Source organism: Klebsiella sp. MS 92-3 (genome assembly GCF_000195655.1).
In the GTDB taxonomy this organism is placed as follows: Bacteria; Pseudomonadota; Gammaproteobacteria; order Enterobacterales; family Enterobacteriaceae; genus Klebsiella; species Klebsiella pneumoniae.
Genome location: NZ_GL882709.1, coordinates 6,244 through 7,056, shown reverse-complemented (window position 1 = coordinate 7,056; position 813 = coordinate 6,244). Strand labels below are relative to the sequence as shown.

The 813-nt window shown below is 65.1% G+C and carries 1 protein-coding gene; it reads left to right on the top strand.

The window, feature by feature from the left end; all coding sequences use genetic code 11:
• Window positions 1-39 precede the first annotated feature (39 nt).
• Window positions 40-813: efflux RND transporter periplasmic adaptor subunit (locus tag HMPREF9538_RS26295; RefSeq protein ID WP_009483830.1), on the top strand; the 774-nt coding region annotated here is incomplete at its 3' end.

The window sequence follows — 813 nt, the reverse complement described above, 5'->3', positions numbered from 1 at the left end:
CCTCGCGGCGGGCGCGCGTTACTGTCGCAAGGATCCTCTATGATTAAAACCTTCCGCTTTGCTCTGCTGGCCTGCGGTCTGGTCGTCGGCGCCCTGACGGCGACCGCCGCGCCGGCGGTGCCGGTCCGCGTCGCCACGGTTGAACTGGCTCCTCATGCTGAAGAACGCGCTATCCCCGGGCGGGTCGAGGCGATCCGCGCCGTCGACATTCGCGCGCGCACCGAAGGGGTGATTGTTCAGCGCCACTTCCAGGACGGCCAGTATGTTACCGAAGGCGACCTGCTGTTTACCCTCGACGACGCGCAGCCCCGCGCGGCGCTGGCTCTGGCGCAGGCCGAGCTGAAAAGCGCCGAAGCCTCATTACGTCAGTCGCAGCAGTTGCTCACTCGCTACGAGCGGCTTATCAACAACCACTCCATCAGCCGCAACGACGTCGATACGGCCCGGATGCAGCGCGACGTCGCCGCCGCTGCCGTACAGCAGGCCAAAGCCCGCGTCGAGGCCCAGCAGATTGTGCTCAGCTACACTCAGATTGCGGCGCCGGTGACCGGTCGCGTGGGACATAGCGCCTTTCACGTCGGGACGCTGGTCAATTCGTCCAGCGGCGTGCTGGTGGACATTGTGCAGTTGGATCCGGTGCGGGTCTCGTTCGCCCTCGACGAAGCCGCGTTTTTCAGCAAAACCGGCCAGCACGCCGATATCCACGCTCTGAAGCAGGCGTGGCTGGCGCAGATTGAGGTTGATGGTAAACGGCGCGACGGGGTGTTGACCTCTATCGATAACCGGATCGACGCCCGCACCGGCAGCGTAGCG